A 13873-nucleotide genomic window follows, 5' to 3' on the forward strand; every position below is an offset into this window, starting at 1 on the left:
CCCGCCTGGTCGTGTCGACCGCCAGCGACACTTCGTCCCCGACGGCGATTGGCCCGTTTCCGAGGTGGTGGACCATACCTTCGGGGTCCAACCGGACCTCCTCCACCGCGAACTCCCCGGCGGCTCCCCTGATCGCGCCGGTATCCCAGTCCTGGCCACCACCGCGGGGGTAGAAGCAGGTCCGGTCCAGGACGACGTCGGTGCGGCCGTCGTCGTCGACGCTGACCGACTGCACGCGTGCGGCGCCGGTCAACACATCGAAGTCGTTCAGGTACATCAGTTCGGTAGCCATCCGCCGATTCTATCTACCCGGTTGCCCACCGAATCGCACCATCCAGTGGAGCGTTACGTATCTGCCCAGCGAAAGCTTGATTCAGTGGGCGGGGTAGTCACCTAGCGGACAGGTAGCGCGGCGGCCCGGTTGACGTCCTGATGATCAGCTCGTGCGGACGGGGTGCCGGGGCGGCAACGGGCACGCCCCCCTCGAGCTCGGCAAGCAGGAGATCAGCCGCATACGCCCCCTGCTCCTCGGGGCTTTGCCGGATGGTCGTCAGGCTCAGCGGGTCCGCGAATTCATGGTCGTCGATTCCCACCACCGAAAGCTGCCCGGGGATGCTGATCCCTAGATCGGCGGCTGCACTGATCACGCCGAAGGCCATCTCGTCCGAGGAGCAAAACACTGCCGTTGGCCGATCAGCCGGATCCTGCAGGAGGGTTAGCGCCGCCGCCTTTCCACGTTTGAAACGGAAGTCCCCGAACACTGACCACTCCGGTCGGACGGGCAGCCCATGCCGGGCCATCGTGGAAAGATACGCCTCCTCACGGATGCGGGGCACCTCGAACTCGATACCAAATGACCCGCCGCCCCGCAGGTGTGCAATGTCAGTGTGCCCCAGGGCAATTAGATGCTCGACGGCGTCCCGGGCCGCGGCGTCGTCGTCAATTCCCACATGACGGACTCCCCGGACGGATCCGCCCACCACGATGGTGGGCGAATCCAGGGCTTGCAGCGATCGGAGTTCATCATCCGTCAGCTCCATGCACATCACGAGGAGCGCATCGATGCGTTTGCGCAGGATGGACCGGTGGAACACCCGTTGCCGGTTGACCCCCGACCCGCCCAGGCTGAACACCACCAGGTCATATCCGGCTGCACGGAGCTGGCGATCCACCCCCTCCAGCACCGCCGAGAAATACCAGCGTTCAATCTGCGGCAGCAGCACTCCCATCGCCATGGTCCGGCCGGACGCCAGACCCGACGCCGACGACGACGGCACGTAGCCGAGCTCCTCTGCGGCACATTGCACCCGCAACCGGGTGCTGGCGGACACTCCGGGCAGCCCGCGGAGCGCCCGGGAAACGGTCGCCGTTGAGACGCCAAGGGATTTTGCGACGTCGTCAATGCTGGTCATCGGTTCATCCCTTAAGGCCGCCCGCCAGCAGACCGCGAACAAAGTAGCGCTGTAGGCCGAAGAAGACCAGCAGCGGAACGATCATCGACACGAAGGCACCAGCGGTGAGCCTGTGCCATTCGCCGCCGCGCGTGCCGGTGAGTTCCGCCAACCGCTGGGTGATGGGGGCGACGTCGGGCGTGCCACCGGAGAAGACCAGCGCGACCAGCAGGTCATTCCAGACCCACAGGAACTGGAAGATGGCGTAGGAGGCGAGTGCCGGAACTGACAGCGGGATGATGATGCGCCAGAAGATGGTGGCGTGACCCGCGCCGTCCACCCGGGCCGCTTCGATGACTTCACCGGGTATCTCAGCTATGAAGTTATGGAGCAGGAAGATGGCGAGGGGGAGGGCGAAAATTGAGTGCGCGATCCACAGTTGGGCGTAGGATCCTGACGGCAGTAACTGGAAATCACCGATCTGAAGGTTCACGAACAGGCTCAGGAGCGGTATCAGCGCCATCTGGAGGGGAATGATCTGGAGGGCGAAAATGAACACGAACATCGTGTCTTTCCCCCTGAACTTTCCCCAGGCGAACATGTAAGCCGCCATGGCGGCGATCACGAGCGGGATGATTGTGGCGGGAATGACGATTGCCAGCGAGTTCACGAAGTACTGGCCAAGGTTCGGCGACTGGCTCCCTCCGGATACCAGCACATCCACGTAGTTATCGGCCGTGAGCTCGCGATCCCCGAACACGTTCCACCAGCCGTTGCGCTGGATGTTCTCCTCAGGTCTGAAGGAGGAAATCAGGAGGCCCAGGGTGGGGATAGTCCACACGGTAGCAATGATGATCGCCGCGATGGTTGCACCCCGGGAAGTGAGCTTCTGCTTAACCCGGCGGGTGATGGGCGGCTGCGCACCGGCCGGGGTTTCCCCGGGCTGGGCTGATGCGGGAACTGGGGGAATAGTCGGCGTCGAGCTCATCGGATCTGCCTCTGCTGCTTGAGTACGCGTGCGTTGTATACGACCACCGGGAGCACCATGAGGAACAGAACGAGTGCCAGCGCCGCGCCGCGACCGGGTTCATTGGCCCTGAATGCCTGGGTGTACATTTCGTTGGCGATTACCGAGGTGTCGTAGTTACCCGCGGTCATGGTGCGGACAATGTCGAAGACCTTCAAAGTGATGATGGTAATAGTGGTGACCACCACGACCAGCGCTCCTCGAATGGAGGGAATGGTGATGTCACGGAACTGTTGCCACGCTGACGCGCCATCCAGCCTGGCCGCCTCAACAATCTCCATGGGAATGCCCTTGATGGCGGCCGAGAGGATCACCATCGCAAAGCCAACCTGGATCCAGACCATCACAGCGATCATGAAAAAGGTGTTGCCGGGCGCGTCGAGGAGGAACTGCTGAGGTTCGCCACCAAACCAAACCAGGATCTGGTTCAGCAGACCGATTTGCTCCTGCTCCGGACCCTTGTAGGCGTACACGAATCGCCAGATGACGCCGGCGCCCACCATTGAAATGGCCATTGGCATGAAGACCAGTGCTTTCAGGGTGCGCTCGCCCTTGGCTTTGTCGATGAAGACGGCGTACACCAGCCCAATACCGGATGCCAGAAGTGGCACCAGGATGACCCAGAGCACAGTGTTGCGCAGAGTAATCAGTGCGGTGGGTTCAGTGAACATCCACACGAAGTTCTCGATACCGTTGAGGTTGCCATCACGGTCGGTAAAAGCCAGCAGGGACGTCTGGACAGCAGGCCAGATCATCCCGACGACAAGCAGGATCGCTGCCGGGGCGAGGAAACCAATGACTGTCGCTTTATCCCGGAACGACTTGGGTGCCCGGTCAACGATGAGCATGATTAATCCGATAATGGCGGCGAAAATGGCCAGAGCCACCACCACCTGCAGGAACTTATTGCCAAGATCCTCCATTGCGCAGCCTCCTTGGTGCGATAAAGGGTGACGCAGAATGCGCTTTTGCGAACGACACGGTAGCGAGTACGGTGCGGAAAATGTCAGGACAAGTCCGGCGTTCCTCCTTGACGAAGGAACGCCGGCCTCGCTCTTGAACTACTGCGGCCAGGAGCTTTCGATGGTGTCGAGGACCTCCTCGGTCTCCGAACCGTTGATCCACTCCACGATGCCGCTCCAGAAGGAGTTGGCACCAACAGCGCCCGGCATCAGGTCGGATGCGTCAAAGCGGAAGACGGTGTCCTCGTTTTGCAGCAGTTCGATGGATTGACGATCCAGGTCGGACGTTGCAACCGATGGGTCAAGTGCCAGGTTGGCACTGATTCCGCTGCCCTGGGACACCCTGGCATTGGCAAACTCGCCGCTGGCCATGAACGACTGAAAGGCGACAACCTCTTCACGGTCGGCATAGGCAGCGATGATTTCGCCACCACCGGTGATTGCTCCGCCACCAGCCTCAACGCCCGGTGTCATGAACGCCCACACGTCGCCGTCTTCGGATACCTCGGTGCCTTCGGGCCAGTTGGCAGCCTGGAACGATGCCTGGTGGTGCATAGCGCAAGTTCCGTCGAGAACTGGCTGCCCTGCATCAGCGAACGGGGTGGAAAGGATCGACCGCACATCTCCAATTCCCCCGTTGACGTATTCCTCGTTCTTCAGGATCTCCCCCACCGCGTCGAAGGCTTCAGCGATTTGCGGATCGTTGAAGGGGATCTCATGGTTCACCCACTGGTCGTAAACCTCCGGACCTGCCTGGCGCAGCACGTAGTCCTCCACCCAATCGGTCCCGGGCCAACCCGTGGCTTCGCCGGATTCGAAACCAGCACACCACGGTTTCATGGTGCCGTCGGCCGCGATGTCCTCGGTGAGTGTCATCATGTCGTCGAGGGTCTCAGGGACTTCCCAGCCCATGTCCGTGAACACCGTTGGGTCATACCAGACGTAACCCTTGATATTGGCGAGCATCGGCGCACCATAGAAGACGTCGTCGACCGTGCCATATCCCTTCCAGTCCTCGGTCCAGTTCTCATCAACCAGCGCCTCGACCTCGGCCGGTGCGGGCAGGACATTGCCGCCCGCGACTTCGGCAGCCAGCAGGCCAGGCTGTGGGAAGATCGCGATGTCTGGGGGGTTTCCTGCCTGCGAGCGGACCCCAATCTGTGTCTCGAACTCCTTCGAACCCTCGTACACCACTTCAACCCCAGTGCACTCGGAAAAGTCTGCCCAGGAATTTTCGAGTAGTTCTGCCTCAGTGTCCACAATGGTGGAGTAGACGCTGACCTCGGCGTCCTCGAAGGTGCCGTAGCTCTCGTAGGACGCACAGTCGGCTGCGGGCTCGTCGCCGCCTCCGCCGCCGCCGCCGTCGTCCCCGGACCCGCTGCCGCATGCGGAGAGGCCCAGTGTCAGTACGCTCAGTGCCGCGATTGGCAGCAGCGTTTTCTTTGTGCGAAATGTCGCCATGAATAGACTCCTTTGTCTGGCGGTGGCAGCCTGCAAAACCCGCCCCGCCTCAGCGTTTGGTAAAATGAATGTAAGCGCTTACGTATTACAGGACAATACTTGTGCCAGATGTCACAGTGTTTGATACCAAATCGTGACGTGCACCTCAGCATCCCTTTCCCCCACTCCCGATTTCTCCAAGGAGAGTCAATGACCGCCTCTGCACCTGCAGTCAGCCGCTCGACCGATACTCCAACAACCCTCAGCCCGTGGTGGGCGGACGCGGTGATCTACCAGATCTATCCCCGCTCCTTCGCGGACGGCAATGCTGATGGCATGGGGGACCTGCCGGGTGTCAGGAGTCGGCTCCCCTATCTACGGAAGCTCGGAGTGGATGCCATCTGGCTCTCACCGTTCTATGTCTCCCCGCAGGCGGACGCCGGATACGACGTCGCCGATTACCGCGACGTTGACCCGCTGTTTGGCACCCTGGCCGACTTCGACTCAATGCTCGCTGAAGCCCACGAGTCCGGCATGAAGGTGATTGTGGACCTGGTCCCGAACCACACCTCCGACGAACACGAATGGTTCAAATCCGCCAAGCATGCGGCCCTCGATTCGCCGGAACGCGACCGGTACATCTTCCGGGACGGCAAGGGCGCCCACGGGGAACTGCCGCCCAACAACTGGCAGTCCATCTTCGGTGGCAACGCCTGGACGAGGCTGGAGGACGGTCAGTGGTACCTGCACCTGTTCGACACCAAGCAGCCGGACCTCAACTGGGACAACCCTGAGGTGCGCGCGGAAATGGTGTCTGTGCTGCGGTTTTGGCTGGACCGCGGGGTGGACGGCTTCCGCATCGACGTCGCTCACGGCATGGTCAAGGCCGAAGGTCTGCCGGACTGGGCGGAGCAAACCCAGATGATCGACGGCGGGAACTCGGATAAATCCGATGCAGATCTCAATCAAACCCCGCCCTATTTCGATCAGCCGGGCGTGCACGAGATTTACCGTGAGTGGAACAGGGTCCTGGCGCAGTACGACGGCGATCGGATGCTGGTTGCCGAAGCTTGGGTGGAACCTGCGGAACGGCTGTTCCGCTATGTCCGTCACGATGAAATGCAGCAGGCGTTCAACTTTGATTTCCTGCTGGCGGGCTGGGATGCTGCCCAGTTGACGGAGAGCATCACCGAATCGCTGACCGAGGCGGGGAAGGTGGGAGCGCCAAGCACCTGGGTGATGTCCAACCACGACACGGTCCGCCACACCAGCCGGTTCGGCCTGGAGGACCCTACCCAGTTCCCCAAGGGTCTCGGAACTGACCACGAGCAGCCTGACGAGGCGTTGGGGCTCTCCCGCGGCCGGGCGGCCGCGCTGGTAATGCTGGGCCTACCCGGTTCCGCCTACATTTATCAGGGGGACGAGCTCGGGCTTCCCGAGCACACGACCCTTCCCGACGGCGTCCGCGAGGACCCGACCTTCGCCCGGACCAACGGCACGGAGATCGGCCGCGATGGCTGCCGGGTTCCCCTGCCCTGGCTTGCGGAGGCTCCCGGCTTCGGATTCGGAATGTACGACGCCGTGAGCGCGCCGGGCGCCGCCCCCTGGCTCCCGCAACCGACAAGCTTCGCCGGCTACGCGGCCGACACCCAGGTAGATGTCTCGGGCTCCACCTACGAGCTGTACCGCGATGCACTGGGCCTGCGCCGCAGCCATGAGCTGGGTCGTGGGAACCTGGAATGGACTCCGCTGAACAGCCCGCAGGAGGGTGTCCTCTCCTACCGCAACGGGGTTGTCCTGGTGCTTGCCAACATGGGGGCCGCGACGATCGAGTTGCCCAATGACCACCGGGTGATCCTGGCCAGTGACGGGTCAGCGGTCGACGGCGGGCGCCTCACCACCAACGCGTCCGTGTGGTTGGTGCCGCTCAGTTCCTGATGGTTAGCGCACCCGCTCCGTCCGGGTGAAACGGGTCCGGGCGCCGGCGCTGATACTGATCAGCACCGGCGTCTGGCGTCCCACCAGCAGGTCGAGGGCTCTGACCAGGTCAGTGACCTCGGTCGCCACCTCGTGCGGAGATACCCCCGATCGTGGGAAGACCCTGATTCTCAAGGCCGGTTCCCCATCGAACACGTAGGTGGTGACCGCTGCATTCACGAGATCCCCGCGCTCCTGCAGGGCTGCCTTCAGCGCCTGCTCCGCGACCGACCCGTTGATTATCACCCGACCGGCAGCCTGCCCGCTGGCATCCGCATGGCTGTCATCCTGGGCCAATGTTCCGGAGCGCCCACGCCCCTGCGCGGCGATCCAACCGACCATGCACGCCACAATCAGCAGCATGACGAGCGCCAGCACTATCCAGAGCCAGCTATCCCGTTGTCCGTCGAGCGTGGTCTGCCGCAGCAACCCGTCGATTCCCTCGCCGAGATCGGCAGCAACCGATCGCCACCAGCGGGCTGCCGCCGGGAACATCAACAGAGTCGTTGCCACTCCCGCAGCCATCAGGAGGGCGCCGATGAGACCCAGTAACAACCGATTGAGGATCCGTGGTGTCTGGTTCACTGGCCAATCACCCCTGAAGGCGCGACGGCTACCCGCACCGCCGGGACCGGCGCGACGGATGTCAGCCGCAGTTCGTCCTCGACGACGCTACGGATGCGTTCGACGTCGACCGGCACGCCCGACGTCGGACGCACCTGAACATCGACGGCCCGACGCCCCACGGTGACCATCACCTGATCCGGGGTCACCCCGGCGGCCACCCGCGCGCGGCGGGCCAGGGCCGAGGCGAGCACTTCAGCATCGACCACGATCCCGGTGCGCTGGTTGGGAATGGCATGGCGCGCCAGGCGCCCCGGCAGAACGGCGCTAAGAAAGCACAGGAGGCCAATCAGGAACATCAGCAACCCGGCGCCCACCAACGGGGCCAGCTGGACATTGTCGGGCAGGTCCCCCAGCCACGCTGCCACCTGCTCCGGGCTGACCAGCCAGGCATTCTGGCCGGTTGCCTTCAGCGCAGCCTCGAACATCACGTACAGGCAGATGACTGAGATCAGGATGGCGACGGCGACCGCTGGTAGCGCGCGCGATGAATGCAGTTCACGGCGGACCACCTTGCGGGTCAGCTGGGCAGTGCGTTCATTCACCTGGCACGTCCCCCCTCAGCCGCCATGATGCCGGTGATTCTGATGTCGACCCGACTCAGCCGTGAACCACTGAGCTGGGCTACCTGTTGCAGCACGAGAGCTTTCGCCGCGTGCGTGCGGTCCCAGATCGATCCACCCACCCCGGTGACCAGGGATGGATCCTGGAGCGTACGGGTGAGGGACGGGACGCCGATGGGAAGCGCGAGGCGCAGGGCCAGCAGCCCCTGGTCGTCGGACCAGCTCGCGCGGATCTGCTGGGCTGGAACACCGAAGACGTCGGCAGCAACCGCCCGCGCGGTACTGGTGAGCGCCTGAGTGCTGATCCGGTTGTGCCCCGCGAGACCCGGTGGTGCCGCGCTCACGAGGAGGAGCGTCGGCCCGTGAGGGCGTCGCGGACGCTGGCCAGGTCCACTTTGCCCTCGGCAACCCGACCCAGCAGCGCGCCCACTGCGACGAAGAGGGCCATGAGGAGGAATCCCCAAAACCCGAAGGTCAGGGCAGTGAATGCGAGGACGGCGCCAAGCGCCATACCGACTACGGTGGGGGTCATAGTGATGGCCTAACTAGCTGCGGGGCGGGGTTTGTCGGGGGTTTTGGGGTCATTGAGGCCGGGTACGTGGACATCGGTGATCTCCACGTTCACTTCGATAACCTGCAGCCCCACCAGTTCCTGGACCCCCTGATAGACAGCCGACCTCACCTGATCGGCGACGGTGGTGAGGGGGTAACCGTACTCAGCCACCAGGACAACGTCCACCGCTACCTGGGTCTCCCCTACCTCCACCTGCACACCCTGGCTCAGGTCGTTGCCGCCGACGGCGTCGCGGATCGCGCCTAGCGCCCTACCGGCCCCGGTTCCGAGGCTGAAAACACCCGGAACTTTCCCGGCAGTAATGGCGGCGACCTTGGCGACCGCAGGGTCGGCAATGGTAGTTTTCCCACCCGTCGCATCAACCGTGCTGACGGTGGTCCCGGTCTCCCGCGGGAGCGGCCCGTCAGCGACGCCGGGAAGCGGCTCAGCCGGTCGGTGGCTGGGTGGTGGTGTCCTGTTCTCATCCATCGGCGTTGCACCCTTTCGTTGAGCCCAGCCTAACGGGTACCTGCCCTGGAAGGCACTGCCAGGGGGCCCCCGTCGACGGCGACTACTGAACGGGCTTGTTGCAATGCTCGTGCAGCCACTGCTCAACGGGTGCCACGGCCTCCCGGTAGGAGGCTTCGTCGAAACTCCCCCCATTTTCGGTACTGGCCGTGACGACCTCCTGCAGCCGGTCGAAATCGTCAGCCAGCTCCGGGGGAACCATTGACCGCACATCGTCGATCTGGTTGTGGAGCCGTTCGACCGTTTCATCATCCGAAGATCCCATGAAGCTCAACGGCGCCAGCAGGATCGAGGAAACCCCGGCGGCCACAATGACGCAGTCCTTCATGCTGGTGCCCACGGATCCGCTGTCCCCTGAGTTGTCAGGTGATGAGGAGCCGGGAGAACTCTCCGGGTCGGCGGTTTCGGCGAGGGAATCCTCAGCCGGAGCGGAGGGTTCGTCGGTGGGTGGGTCAGTGGTGAGGTCGGGAAGTTCAATCGCGGTGCCTTTCGGCTCAGGGCCGGAGTCACCACAACCGGTGAGCGAGAAGGCAAGCGCGCACACGGCAGCAACTGTGACACGCGATCCCAACACCCAGGCATCTCCCGATTCATTTGAATTCCCACTGACATGTTACTTAACGCACGAGCGCCCCGGTCTTCTCCTCGACCGGGGCGCCTTCTGAGCGGTAGCTCACCAAACGTTAGGCAGTAACCTTCTGACGCAGCGAGAACCGTCCCTTTTCGGGAAGTGCCAGCTTGAAGACCTTCGCCCAGGTTGACGCAACCTGCTTTGGCAGGGGCCCGGTGGTGTAGGGCAATCCGTAGCGGTTGCAGATTTCCTTCACCTTCACAGCAACTTCGGCGTAGCGGTTCGATGGCAGGTCGGGGAAGCAGTGATGCTCCACCTGGTGCGACAGGTTGCCGGTCATCAGGTGCATGAACTTGGAGCCAGAGATGTTGGCCGAACCGATCATTTGGCGGACGTACCAGTCGCCGCGGGTTTCGCCTTCAACCATTTCCTCGGTGAACGTGTCGGTGCCCTCGGGGAAGTGTCCACAGAAGATCACCGCGTGCGCCCAGACGTTGCGGATCGCATTGGCGGCGAGCGTACCGTAGAGCGCCTGCTTTCCGGAACCAGTCAACATCGCAACAGCGGGCGTAGCAGCGTAATCCTTGGTGAATTGCTTTACCGCTTTGACGCCAACCGCCTTGAGGTCCCTCGACATGTCCTCCTTGGACTTCAGGCCCTCTTTGTACTCGGGGATTTCCAGGTCGTAGAGAGCAATTCCCCACTCGAAGACTGGCGCCAGGATCGCGTTATAGAGCGGGTTGCCCAGGTTGAAGGGGGTCCACGGCTGATCGGCATCCATGCGCAGCAGGTTGTAGCCGACGTCCCGGTCCTTGCCCACCACGTTGGTCCAACGGTGGTGCAGGTCATTGTGGGTGTGCTGCCAGGACCTGGCAGGAGTCACGAAGTCCCACTCCCAGGTGGTGGAGTGAATGTCAGGATCCCTCATCCAGTCCCACTGGCCATGGAGCACGTTGTGCCCAATTTCCATGTTTTCAAGGATCTTGGCGACACTGAGCATAGCTGTGCCTGCCACCCACGCCGCCTTGTTGCGGCCCACCAACAGGGAAGCACGGCCCGCAATTTCCAGGCCGCGCTGAACCTTGATGACCCGCCGGATGTAAGCGGCGTCGGTGGCTCCACGCTTGGCGAGCACCTCGTCGCGGACTGCATCGAGCTCGCGTCCCAGCTCCGCAATCTGTTCATCGGACAGATGCGCTGCTGCTGGCGGCCTCACCAGCGGATGCCCGGTTGCAGCGAGCGCCCCGGGCCGGGTCACTACGGGCTTCGTCTCAGTGCGTTCGGTCAGTGTCGTCATACGGTGGTGCTCCTTAAAGGTCCAGATTGACGGGTCCGGCTGCTGCCGAAACACACGTCTGAATTAATTGGCCGGGTTCCCCATGAACTTCCCCCGTGCGGAGATCGCGGACCTGACCGGCTCGCAACGGGGTAAGACAACTATGGCAAATGCCCATCCGGCATCCGCTGGGCATCAGCACGCCAGCGTCCTCGCCGACGTCGAGCAGGGGTGTATCGCCATCGGCTTCAACCTCGCGGTCGGACGCCTCAAACTGAACCAATCCGCCGTCGTGCCCCTCACCGCCGGCAAGATTGGTGCTGAACCGCTCGATGGTGAGCGTACTTCCCTCCGAGGCCTCCTGGCCCGCAGACAGCGTGGGTTGGGACGCCCACAGCGCCTCCGCGTCATCGAGGAACTCCTCAGGACCGCAGGCATAGGCTGCACGTTCACGCCAGTCTGAGCACAACTCTTCCAGCTCGGCGTCGGATCCAAAGTCCAGCCTGCCTCGCTCCGCCGTGAACAGGTGGGTTACCCGGAAATTGGAGAACTGGTCGGCCAGCTCGTTCAGCTCTTCCAGGAACAGACTGTCCTTCGGCGTCCTCGCCGAGTGGATCAGGACGACGTCGGCGTCCGGGCGTCGTGGCACCAGGGTCCGGACCATCGACATCACTGGAGTGATCCCGCTACCGGCGGTAAGCATGAGCAGCGGGCGGGGATGTTCAGGGAGGACAAATTCGCCCTGCGGTGGAGCGAGGAACAGGACATCGCCCGGCTTGGTATTGCGTACCAGGACCCCCGAGACTGCGCCGGCGTCGGTCACCGTAATTGCGGGATCCGCGCCTGCGGCGGCACTTAGCGAATAGGAGCGCCAGTGGCGAACGCCATCCAGTTCCACACCGATCCGAGCCCACTGGCCAGCCTGGTGCGCTTTCCAACCCCACCCGGGATGAAAGTGGATGGTGACCGAATCGGGCGTTTCGGACACGACTTTAGTAACCACACCGCGCAGCTGACGGCTCGAGTACACCGGGTTGAAGAGGGCTAGTACGTCTTCAGGGGCGAGAGGAGTGATCAGAACGGATGCGGCGCGGGCAAGCTGACGGAGCCGAATCATCCTTCAAGTCTAGAATAACGGTCGCCGTAGTTCTCCTAGCAGGACATACGATTATGCCAAGGAAACTATCCCGTCGAAACAATCCTCGAGGCATTGCATGAGTTCCACCACACCCGGCGCTGCGAGTCTTGCGTTGGAGCCACCCTGGCTTGCCCTACCCGAAGAGATCAGCGCACTGCTGCGTCCCCTGATGCCGGGCGTCGTCGAAGCGATCATTGAGGCTGTGCCGCAACTGGTTCCGACTTATGCGAGGCCCATTGAGGGTCGGTTCGGTCGGGGCTTACGGCGCGGGGTCGCGGTAGCTCTTGAGCGCTTCCTGCAGCTGCCGGGGACCAGGCTGCCCGCCCTGTCCGAGGAGAGTAGGCAGCTGGTAGCAGGGCTGGGGAGCGGGGAATTCCGGCAGGGTCGCAGCATGGATGCCCTGCTGAGCGCCTACCGGATGGGTGCCCGGGTGACCTTCCGTGAGATGTCGCGGATCTCAATGAAGCAGGATCTGGGCCTTGAGGTGGTGGTGAACCTTGGTGAGTCAATCCTGGCCTACATTGACGAGCTTTCGGCGGTGAGCGCCGAGGCGTATGCGTATGAGCAGTCCGAGCGTGCCGGGGCAGTCGATCGGCGCAGGACCGAGCTGTTGGAACTGCTACTGCTCGGGCAGGCAGACGAGGCGGCGCTGCGGCAGGCGGCATCGATGGCTGATTGGGCTTTGCCAGCACAGATGACCGTGGTCACGCTGCCCCTTGACCGGGCCGCGGGGCTGCGCCGCCAGCTCGACCCCGGTTCCCTGTTGGTGGAACGGGAAACAGACGCGGTGGTCCTGGTCCCCACCCGCGACACCCCAACGGCCCGCCGCCAGCTATCGAAGGCACTACAGGGACGGTCGGCAGCAGTGGGGCCGGCCTCCGGCTGGGAACGGGTCCCCGACTCGTTGCGGTTGGCAGTTCTGGCCGCCACAGTGTTCCCACCACGTGAAGGGCCCGAGGATCCTCCCATCTGGGCCGACGAGCATCTGGCACAGGTCATTCTTGGCGCCGAACCCACAGCAATCACCGAGCTGGCCCAGCGTCGGCTGGCGCCGCTGGACGGGTTGCGGCCGGCCCAGCGGGAGCGACTCGTGGAGACTCTCCAATCCTGGTTGAAGCATTGGGGGCAGCGGGCACCCATTGCCGCCGAACTGGAAATTCATCCGCAGACGGTTGGCTACCGGCTCATTCAGCTTCGCGAGGCTTTCGGTGACGACCTGGAGAATCCCCAGATCCGATTCGAACTCCAGCTAGCCCTCCATGCCGGGCGGCGTTGACACGGCCTATCGGATCCACCTCGAATAAACTAAGGTTGCTTAGAAGATTGGTTGGGTCGAACACACCAGACGGTTCATCCAGCCAATAAGAACTTAGAACGATCAGACAGGAGCACCATCATGAAGAACAAACTTGTATTCGCAGCAGGCATGGCCGCCGGCTATGTGCTCGGCTCGCGTGCCGGTAGGGACAGCTACGACAAGCTGAAGACCAAAGCTGACGAACTGTGGAACAACCCGAAGGTGCAGGAGACTGTTGCTGACACCGCTTCCACCTTGAAGCACAAGATGCCCGAGGTGCAGGAGCAGGCTGGCGGCGCCGTCAAGAAGGCCAAGGAGTCGGTCTCCGGTGCACTGCACCGCAGCGACAAGGCCGATGACGCCAAGGGAACCTCCACAGGTTCAGCGTCCACCGGTTCAGCGTCCACCGGCCCCAGCGGGGGCAACCCCGCCAAGGTTGAGGACACGCCGTTCCAGAACCAGGACGATGACACCCGCCCGGACACCGTCTAGGTAGCTCCCGTTTGGGGTAGTTACCCGAATGCCC

Annotated in this window: 16 protein-coding genes; 3 read left to right on the forward strand and 13 right to left on the reverse strand. The window is 63.1% G+C overall.

Annotated elements, in window-relative coordinates; genetic code table 11:
• The 5 genes from K728_RS0106500 to K728_RS0106520 form a co-directional block, all read right to left on the reverse strand.
• On the reverse strand, positions 1 to 292 hold a 292-nt coding region (locus K728_RS0106500), incomplete at its 3' end, for an alanine--tRNA ligase-related protein (RefSeq protein WP_026041151.1).
• A gap of 97 nt (positions 293 to 389) precedes the next feature.
• Positions 390 to 1412 (reverse strand): LacI family DNA-binding transcriptional regulator, encoded by a 1023-nt coding sequence (locus K728_RS0106505; RefSeq protein WP_019483307.1) that lies wholly within the window; start codon positions 1410 to 1412, stop codon positions 390 to 392.
• 4 nt (positions 1413 to 1416) lie between these two features.
• Complete coding sequence (locus K728_RS0106510; RefSeq protein ID WP_019483308.1) at positions 1417 to 2379, reverse strand: carbohydrate ABC transporter permease; 963 nt, start codon at positions 2377 to 2379, stop codon at positions 1417 to 1419.
• The gene (locus K728_RS0106515) at positions 2376 to 3341 is read right to left on the reverse strand and encodes a carbohydrate ABC transporter permease (RefSeq protein ID WP_019483309.1); all 966 of its coding nucleotides are present in this window, start codon (positions 3339 to 3341) and stop codon (positions 2376 to 2378) included. Before K728_RS0106515 ends, K728_RS0106510 begins: the two co-directional genes overlap by 4 nt.
• A gap of 138 nt (positions 3342 to 3479) precedes the next feature.
• On the reverse strand, positions 3480 to 4841 hold the full coding sequence (locus K728_RS0106520; RefSeq protein ID WP_024476247.1) for an ABC transporter substrate-binding protein: 1362 nt from the start codon (positions 4839 to 4841) through the stop codon (positions 3480 to 3482).
• A gap of 189 nt (positions 4842 to 5030) precedes the next feature.
• Here K728_RS0106520 and K728_RS0106525 point away from each other — a divergent pair, with 189 nt between their 5' ends.
• The gene (locus K728_RS0106525; protein ID WP_019483311.1) at positions 5031 to 6758 is read left to right on the forward strand and encodes a glycoside hydrolase family 13 protein; all 1728 of its coding nucleotides are present in this window, start codon (positions 5031 to 5033) and stop codon (positions 6756 to 6758) included.
• Positions 6759 to 6761: 3 nt separating this feature from the next.
• Here K728_RS0106525 and K728_RS0106530 read toward each other — a convergent pair whose 3' ends face one another.
• The 8 genes from K728_RS0106530 to K728_RS0106565 form a co-directional block, all read right to left on the reverse strand.
• The gene (locus tag K728_RS0106530) at positions 6762 to 7382 is read right to left on the reverse strand and encodes a hypothetical protein (protein ID WP_019483312.1); all 621 of its coding nucleotides are present in this window, start codon (positions 7380 to 7382) and stop codon (positions 6762 to 6764) included.
• Positions 7379 to 7966: a DUF6286 domain-containing protein gene (locus K728_RS0106535; protein ID WP_019483313.1), complete on the reverse strand. Its 588-nt coding sequence runs from the start codon at positions 7964 to 7966 to the stop codon at positions 7379 to 7381. The genes K728_RS0106530 and K728_RS0106535 overlap by 4 nt, the downstream gene beginning before the upstream one ends.
• Complete coding sequence (locus K728_RS0106540; RefSeq protein WP_019483314.1) at positions 7963 to 8328, reverse strand: hypothetical protein; 366 nt, start codon at positions 8326 to 8328, stop codon at positions 7963 to 7965. Before K728_RS0106540 ends, K728_RS0106535 begins: the two co-directional genes overlap by 4 nt.
• Entirely contained in the window at positions 8325 to 8516 is a 192-nt protein-coding gene (locus tag K728_RS0106545; RefSeq protein WP_019483315.1) for a DUF2273 domain-containing protein, read from the reverse strand. The genes K728_RS0106540 and K728_RS0106545 overlap by 4 nt, the downstream gene beginning before the upstream one ends.
• Before the next feature lie 9 nt (positions 8517 to 8525).
• Complete coding sequence (locus tag K728_RS0106550) at positions 8526 to 9026, reverse strand: Asp23/Gls24 family envelope stress response protein (RefSeq protein WP_019483316.1); 501 nt, start codon at positions 9024 to 9026, stop codon at positions 8526 to 8528.
• 82 nt (positions 9027 to 9108) lie between these two features.
• Positions 9109 to 9639: a hypothetical protein gene (locus K728_RS0106555; RefSeq protein ID WP_019483317.1), complete on the reverse strand. Its 531-nt coding sequence runs from the start codon at positions 9637 to 9639 to the stop codon at positions 9109 to 9111.
• Between the two features lie 109 nt (positions 9640 to 9748).
• Positions 9749 to 10933, reverse strand: coding sequence for a fatty acid desaturase family protein (locus K728_RS0106560; RefSeq protein ID WP_019483318.1), 1185 nt, complete (start codon positions 10931 to 10933; stop codon positions 9749 to 9751).
• Positions 10934 to 10946: 13 nt separating this feature from the next.
• Complete coding sequence (locus K728_RS0106565) at positions 10947 to 12029, reverse strand: ferredoxin reductase (RefSeq protein WP_019483319.1); 1083 nt, start codon at positions 12027 to 12029, stop codon at positions 10947 to 10949.
• A 97-nt stretch (positions 12030 to 12126) separates the two neighbouring features.
• Here K728_RS0106565 and K728_RS0106570 point away from each other — a divergent pair, with 97 nt between their 5' ends.
• Complete coding sequence (locus K728_RS0106570) at positions 12127 to 13326, forward strand: PucR family transcriptional regulator (RefSeq protein ID WP_019483320.1); 1200 nt, start codon at positions 12127 to 12129, stop codon at positions 13324 to 13326.
• 120 nt (positions 13327 to 13446) lie between these two features.
• The gene (locus tag K728_RS20080; RefSeq protein ID WP_024476248.1) at positions 13447 to 13839 is read left to right on the forward strand and encodes a YtxH domain-containing protein; all 393 of its coding nucleotides are present in this window, start codon (positions 13447 to 13449) and stop codon (positions 13837 to 13839) included.
• Positions 13840 to 13873 lie beyond the last annotated feature (34 nt).

Source organism: Arthrobacter sp. CAL618, from assembly GCF_000468215.1.
In the GTDB taxonomy this organism is placed as follows: Bacteria; Actinomycetota; Actinomycetes; order Actinomycetales; family Micrococcaceae; genus Arthrobacter_D.

What these genes read in the sequence shown, in the direction of transcription:
- K728_RS0106505 (WP_019483307.1), bottom strand. Translation starts at nt 1,412, where the DNA reads ATGACCAGCATTGACGACGTCGCAAAATCCCTTGGCGTCTCAACGGCG.
- K728_RS0106510 (WP_019483308.1), bottom strand. Translation starts at nt 2,379, where the DNA reads ATGAGCTCGACGCCGACTATTCCCCCAGTTCCCGCATCAGCCCAGCCC.
- K728_RS0106515 (WP_019483309.1), bottom strand. Translation starts at nt 3,341, where the DNA reads ATGGAGGATCTTGGCAATAAGTTCCTGCAGGTGGTGGTGGCTCTGGCC.
- K728_RS0106520 (WP_024476247.1), bottom strand. Translation starts at nt 4,841, where the DNA reads ATGGCGACATTTCGCACAAAGAAAACGCTGCTGCCAATCGCGGCACTG.
- K728_RS0106525 (WP_019483311.1), top strand. Translation starts at nt 5,031, where the DNA reads ATGACCGCCTCTGCACCTGCAGTCAGCCGCTCGACCGATACTCCAACA.
- K728_RS0106545 (WP_019483315.1), bottom strand. Translation starts at nt 8,516, where the DNA reads ATGACCCCCACCGTAGTCGGTATGGCGCTTGGCGCCGTCCTCGCATTC.
- K728_RS0106550 (WP_019483316.1), bottom strand. Translation starts at nt 9,026, where the DNA reads ATGGATGAGAACAGGACACCACCACCCAGCCACCGACCGGCTGAGCCG.
- K728_RS0106560 (WP_019483318.1), bottom strand. Translation starts at nt 10,933, where the DNA reads ATGACGACACTGACCGAACGCACTGAGACGAAGCCCGTAGTGACCCGG.
- K728_RS0106565 (WP_019483319.1), bottom strand. Translation starts at nt 12,029, where the DNA reads ATGATTCGGCTCCGTCAGCTTGCCCGCGCCGCATCCGTTCTGATCACT.
- K728_RS0106570 (WP_019483320.1), top strand. Translation starts at nt 12,127, where the DNA reads ATGAGTTCCACCACACCCGGCGCTGCGAGTCTTGCGTTGGAGCCACCC.
- K728_RS20080 (WP_024476248.1), top strand. Translation starts at nt 13,447, where the DNA reads ATGAAGAACAAACTTGTATTCGCAGCAGGCATGGCCGCCGGCTATGTG.